The organism is Protofrankia sp. CiP1_Cm_nod3 (assembly GCF_982290655.1).
Map to the genome: position 1 here is coordinate 15,110 of NZ_CEVIVD010000011.1, position 5,644 is coordinate 20,753.

At 74.1% G+C, this 5,644-nt stretch carries 6 protein-coding genes; all 6 read left to right on the top strand.

Annotated elements, in window-relative coordinates:
- The first annotated feature begins 192 nt into the window (after positions 1 to 192).
- The 6 genes from AC5LUJ_RS04345 (at position 193) to mltG (ending at position 5,640) form a co-directional block, all read left to right on the top strand.
- Positions 193 to 1,161 (top strand): PaaX family transcriptional regulator, encoded by a 969-nt coding sequence (locus AC5LUJ_RS04345; protein ID WP_493464498.1) that lies wholly within the window; start codon positions 193 to 195, stop codon positions 1,159 to 1,161.
- A gap of 96 nt (positions 1,162 to 1,257) precedes the next feature.
- The gene (locus AC5LUJ_RS04350; RefSeq protein ID WP_493464499.1) at positions 1,258 to 2,817 is read left to right on the top strand and encodes a replication-associated recombination protein A; all 1,560 of its coding nucleotides are present in this window, start codon (positions 1,258 to 1,260) and stop codon (positions 2,815 to 2,817) included.
- 290 nt (positions 2,818 to 3,107) lie between these two features.
- On the top strand, positions 3,108 to 3,638 hold the full coding sequence (locus AC5LUJ_RS04355) for a DUF948 domain-containing protein (RefSeq protein ID WP_493464500.1): 531 nt from the start codon (positions 3,108 to 3,110) through the stop codon (positions 3,636 to 3,638).
- Positions 3,638 to 3,916 (top strand): hypothetical protein, encoded by a 279-nt coding sequence (locus AC5LUJ_RS04360; RefSeq protein WP_250292105.1) that lies wholly within the window; start codon positions 3,638 to 3,640, stop codon positions 3,914 to 3,916. The genes AC5LUJ_RS04355 and AC5LUJ_RS04360 overlap by 1 nt, the downstream gene beginning before the upstream one ends.
- A gap of 48 nt (positions 3,917 to 3,964) precedes the next feature.
- Positions 3,965 to 4,459: a Holliday junction resolvase RuvX gene (gene ruvX / locus AC5LUJ_RS04365; protein ID WP_250292103.1), complete on the top strand. Its 495-nt coding sequence runs from the start codon at positions 3,965 to 3,967 to the stop codon at positions 4,457 to 4,459.
- On the top strand, positions 4,456 to 5,640 hold the full coding sequence (gene mltG, locus AC5LUJ_RS04370) for an endolytic transglycosylase MltG (protein ID WP_250292101.1): 1,185 nt from the start codon (positions 4,456 to 4,458) through the stop codon (positions 5,638 to 5,640). The genes ruvX and mltG overlap by 4 nt, the downstream gene beginning before the upstream one ends.
- Positions 5,641 to 5,644: the final 4 nt, after the last annotated feature.

A 5,644-nucleotide genomic window follows, 5' to 3' on the forward strand; every position in this document is an offset into this window, starting at 1 on the left:
TGCCCGGCCGCCCGACGGGTTCGGGGCCTGTCTGGCCTGCCGGTCCGACATACCGGCGCATGGCGGCTCCGGATGTATCGGCTCGTAATATCGTCTTCCGTGGTAATCACCGGACCCGTTGTCACCCGGGGCCATTCGCCCAGAGCCGATCTTCCGCGCTTCCGGCTCGGCGCCCAGCCGCAACGTCTGCTCATGACCCTGCTCGGCGACTACTGGCACGGGCGCGAGGAGCACATCCCGTCCGCGGCGCTGGTGCGCCTGCTGGCGGACTTCGATATCTCGACGGTCGGCGCGCGCGCGGCGCTCAGCCGGCTCGCGCGCCGTGGGCTGCTGGCGTCCTCCCGGGTCGGCCGCAACACCTACTACGGCCTGACCGGCCAGGCGGCCGAGGCGCTGCAGGACAGCGCCGTGCGCGTCCTGTCGTTCGGGCAGGCCGGCGCCGGGTGGGACGGCCGGTGGGTCGTCGCCGCCTTCTCGCTGCCGGAGGAGCAGCGTGACATCCGCCATACCGTTCGCAACAGGCTGCGCTGGCTGGGCTTCGCGCCGCTCTACGACGGCATGTGGGTCTCCCCCCGGCAGGAGACGGAGGCGGCCATCCGGATGTTCGCCGAGCTCGGCGTGCCCAACGCGACGGTCCTGACGGCGGCCGAGGCGATCGACGCGGCCGAGGCGATCGACGCGGCCGGGGCGACCGGGGCGGTCAGGACGGCCGGGACAGCCGGGATGAGCGCGATGGCCGTGGCGGCCAGCCCCAGACGTCCGATCGAGGCGTGGGACCTGACCGAGCTGCGCGCCCGTTACGAGGACTTCATCGGCACCCACACCCCCCTGCTCGGACGGATCCGGGCCGCCGACGTGGACCCGGCGGAGGCGCTGGTGGCCCGGACCGCGCTCCTGGACGCCTGGCGGCGCTTCCCCGGCCTCGACCCGGACCTGCCGCTGAAGCTGCTGCCGCCCCAGTGGCCGCGGGCGCGGGCGCACGCTGTCTTCGCGGAGGTATACGACGAGCTCGCGCCGTTCGCCGTCGACCGGGTACGGCAGGTGATCTTCTCGTTCGCCCCGGAGCTCGCCGGCCTCGTCCGCCACCACACGGTCGGCCGTGCCGCCGCCGGCTGGCCCACGCCCGTGCCGGCGCACGGCCGCCCGGCCGTCACACGGTAGCCGCGGCCGCCGCGCGGCGGGTACGGCCGGTTGGCCCGCCGTGCGGCGGGTACGGTCGCCGGCCGTCGGATGACAGGGCCGTCATACGGTAGGTGGGTGAGCCTGTTCGACGCCGGGCTCGAGCAGACCCTGGCGACGTCGGGTCCTCTCGCGGCCCGGCTGCGCCCCCGTACCCTCGACGAACTCGTCGGGCAGCGTCACCTGCTCGGCGCGGGCAGCCCGCTGCGGCGCCTGGTGGAAGGCGGCGGCACCACCTCGGTCCTGCTCTGGGGGCCGCCGGGCAGCGGCAAGACGACGCTCGCACACATCATCTCCGGCTCCGGCGGACGCCGGTTCCGGGAGCTGTCCGCGGTCACCGCCGGTGTCAAGGACGTACGGGCGGTGATCGACCAGGCGCGGGACACGCTCGCGGTGTCCGGCGTCCGCACGGTCCTGTTCATCGACGAGGTGCACCGCTTCACCAGGACCCAGCAGGACGCGCTGCTGCCGGCGGTGGAGAACGGGCTGGTCACCCTGGTCGCCGCCACCACCGAGAACCCGTTCTTCTCGGTGGTGGCGCCGCTGCTGTCCCGCTCGCTGCTGCTCACCCTGGAGCCGCTCACCGAGGATGACCTGCGTGTCCTGGTCCAGCGGGCGCTCGACGACCGGCGGGGGTACGGCGGCCGGCTGACGATGGACGCGGACGCGGTCACCCATCTGCTGCGCCTGGCCGGCGGGGACGCCCGCCGCGTCCTGACCGCCCTGCAGGCCGCCGGTGACGCCGCCCTCGCCGCCGCGGCGAGCGCGGACACGGGGCCGGCCGCCGCGGCGACGGGCACCGGCGGTGGTGACGGGCCGGGGGCCGCCCGCCCGCCCGTGCGGGTCGGCCTCGCCACCCTCGAACAGGCGGTGAACCGGGCCGCGGTGCGCTACGACCGCGAGGGCGATCAGCACTACGACGTGGCGAGCGCGCTGATCAAGTCCGTGCGCGGCAGTGACGTCGACGCCGCCCTGCACTATCTGGCCCGGATGCTGGAGGCGGGGGAGGATCCCCGGTTCGTCGCCCGCAGGATGATCATTCTGGCCAGTGAGGACGTGGGCCTGGCCGAGCCCGGGGCGCTCGGGGTGGCCGTGGCCGCCGCCCAGGCCCTGGAGATGGTCGGCCTGCCCGAGGCCCGGCTCGCGCTCGCGCAGGCTGTGATCCATCTCGCGCTGGCGCCGAAGTCCAACGCGGTCATCCGGGCGGTCGACGCGGCCGTCGCCGACGTCCGCGCCGGGCGTGCCGGCCCGGTCCCGCCCCACCTGCGGGACGCGCACTACCCGGGGGCGGGCCGGCTGGGCCACGGCGACGGCTACCGGTACCCCCACGACCATCCGGGCGGGGTCGTGGGCCAGCAGTATGCCCCCGGCCCGCTGGTGGGGGCGAGCTACTACCAGCCGAGCGGGCACGGGTTCGAGCAGCGGGCCGGACAGCGGCTGGCGTTCCTGCGCGAGGCCCTTCGCGGCTCCACCACCGCCGCCGCGCCCGGCAGCGCAGCCGCCGCGCCCGGCAGCGCAGCCGCCGCGCCCGGCAGCGCAGCCGCCGGGGCCGCTGGGACCGGGGCGGCTGCTGGGACCGGGGCAGATGTGGACGAGCCATCAGAGGCGAGTGACCACGAAGCCGGTCGCGCTCGGTAGGGTCACTCCAGGAACGTCGAGTTCGACGCTCCGTCGACCGTTGTCCGGGGGGCCGTGGGTGCTCTCCCGCGGCGTTCCAGGACCCGGGCCCGGCGGCGCGGGAGAAACGTGATCCGCGTCATCGGCCCGTCGGGGAGGCCACCGTCGCGGCGCCGGTGCGAGGGCCTGGTCGCGGAAATCCCGGAGCTCGGTCACGCAGTTTGTCACGAAGGTAAGGCTTGTCACGAAGGTAAGGCTTGTCACGAAAGTGTGGCCGGGTCACGGCCCCTGACAGCGGAGGCAGGGCACACATGTCCGGTGGTGCGATCGCGGGACTGATCGCGGCGGGGGCGTTCTCCGTGCTCGTCCTGTTCGGCTGCTACGTGTTGTTCAAGCTCGGGAAGATCTTCGACGAGGCGGCGGCCCGGGTCCGCCAGACCGGGCTGGCCATCGACGAGGGCACCGCGCGTGTGCGGCAGGCGGGCGCGACCGTGGACGAGGTGAACCAGGCGCTCAGCCATGTGAACAAGGAGCTCGACCGGGTCGACGCCATCACGGCGAACGTACAGACGATCTCGACGAACATCTCCTCGCTCACGTCGCTGTTCGCGGCGACGGTCGGCGGCCCGGTCGTGCGGGTCGCGGCGTTCTCCTACGGGGTCCGGCGGGCGACGGCGAAGCGGGCCCGCGCCGACATCGAGTCACGGATCACGGCGGAGATCAAGGCGGACCGGGCGGCGCAGCGGGCCAGCCGGCGGGCGGCCCGGCGCGCCGGCCCGGCCGCGTCCGCGCCGCCGGCGGCCACCCTGCGCGGGGCCGACGTCGACAGCCGGAGCGCGTGATGCCGCGGCTGTTCTACATCGCGCTCGGCGCGGCGGTGGGAGTGGTGACCGTGCGGCGTGCCGCCCGCGCCGTGTCCACCCTCACTCCGCAGCATCTCGCCGGTTCCCTCGTAGAGTCGGTGCAGGATTTCCTGGCCGACGTCCGGGAAGGGATGGCCGAGCGGGAGGATGAGCTTCGTCAGGCTCTGGGGCTGGATGACACCGGTGACGCGCACGGTGCCGACGGCGGCCCGCCCGGTGCCGCCGCCTCGGGCATCGCCGGTACCCGTTCCGCGTGAGCGCGTCCCGGGGCCGGCCCGGGCATCGGCCGGCCCCGGCGGTCCGCGATGAGCCGCCGGGCGGGGGTGCATGTCGGTATCGACGTGGGCACAGTCAGAATAGGGGTCGCGGCCAGCGACCCTGACGCGAGGATCGCGTTCCCGGTGACGACGCTGCGACGGGACACCCGGCTGAACAGCGATCTCGACGAGATTGCGATGATTGTGCAGGATCGTCATGCGGTGGAGGTCGTTGTGGGTCTCCCGACACGGCTGTCCGGCCTCCCGGGGCCGGCGGCCCGCCAGGCCCGGGCGTACGCCGGCCTGCTGGCGGCCCGGGTCGCCCCTGTCCCGGTGCGGCTCGTCGACGAGCGGCTGACCACTGTCGTGGCCCACCGCCGGATGGCCGAGCGTGGCCTGCGCGCACGGGACCGTCGCGCAGTCGTAGACCAGGAGGCAGCGGTGCAGATCCTGCAGTCCGCCCTGGACATCCCGCGTGACGCGGGGGCGTCCGACGCCGTGGCCACCCGGCGCGAGCCGGATCGCCGCGCGGACGACACGTGATCGGGGACGACCTCGACGAGCTGCTCGATGACGCGTCAGGCAGCCGGGCCTCGTACCGCAGCAGGCCCACCGGCGGTGGCCGTGGAAGCCACGGCAGCCGTGGCAGCCGTGGCCGGGCCCGGCGGCGGGGCCGTACCGCGCACAAGCTTATCGCGGTCCTGGTGGTGGTGGCCGGGGTCCTCTGCGGCGGGATCTACGGCGCGGGCAAGGTGATCGGGCGCGTCACGGCCGGCGAGTCGGCGATCGACTACTCCGGGCCCGGCGACGGCTCGGTCATCATCCAGATCCAGGCCGGCTCGACCGCCCGGGACATCGCCCGGGTGCTCGCCTCCGCCGAGGTCGTGCGGACACCGGCCGCCTTCGTCAACGCGGCCGCGGCCGACGAGCGGTCACGTTCCATCCAGCCCGGCTTCTACCGGCTCAGGCAGCACCTGCGGGCGGCCGACGCGCTGGCCACGCTGCTGGACGTGAAGTCCCACACCCTGTTCCGGCTCACTATCACCGAGGGCATGACGGTCAAACAGGTGCTCACGGCGCTGGCCGAACGCACCGGCCAGCCGCTCCCCGCGCTCGAGGAGATCGTGAGGAGGCCGGGCGAGCTCCAGCTGCCGTCGTACGCCGCCAGCGTCGAGGGCTATCTGTACCCCTTCACCTACGACCTGCGGCCCGGCGCCTCCGCGACCGCCACGCTCAAGGGCTTCGTCGACAGGTTCAGGACGGAGACGGCCGGCCTCGGCATCGAGGCGGGCGCGGCCGCGCTGGGCCGCACCCCTCAGGACATCGTCACGATCGCCTCCATCATCGAACGTGAGGTGAAGAACCCGGACGAGGGGCCGAAGGTCGCCCGGGTCATCTACAACCGGCTCGCCGACACCTCCGGCCGGTTCCGCCGCCTCGACCTGGACTCGACCACCCGGTACGCCCTCGACGAGTACGAGGGCCCGCTGACCCAGAGCCAGCTCGCCAGCAACAACCCCTACAACACCCGCAAGGTGGCGGGCCTGCCGCCGGGGGCCATCTCCAACCCGGGGAAGTGGGCGCTGGAGTCCGCCCTGCACCCGGCCGACGGGCCGTGGACGTACTTCGTGTCCCTGCCGAAGTCGAACGTGACCATCTTCGCGACGACGGACCGGGAGTGGCAGGAGGCACTGGCCCGCTACCGCTCCGAGGGCGGGTCATGACCGC

Coding starts and splice junctions, on each gene's coding strand:
- ruvX (WP_250292103.1), top strand. CDS start 3,965: ATGAGCCGCCGGGCGGGGGTGCATGTCGGTATCGACGTGGGCACAGTC.
- AC5LUJ_RS04360 (WP_250292105.1), top strand. CDS start 3,638: ATGCCGCGGCTGTTCTACATCGCGCTCGGCGCGGCGGTGGGAGTGGTG.
- AC5LUJ_RS04345 (WP_493464498.1), top strand. CDS start 193: ATGACCCTGCTCGGCGACTACTGGCACGGGCGCGAGGAGCACATCCCG.
- AC5LUJ_RS04355 (WP_493464500.1), top strand. CDS start 3,108: ATGTCCGGTGGTGCGATCGCGGGACTGATCGCGGCGGGGGCGTTCTCC.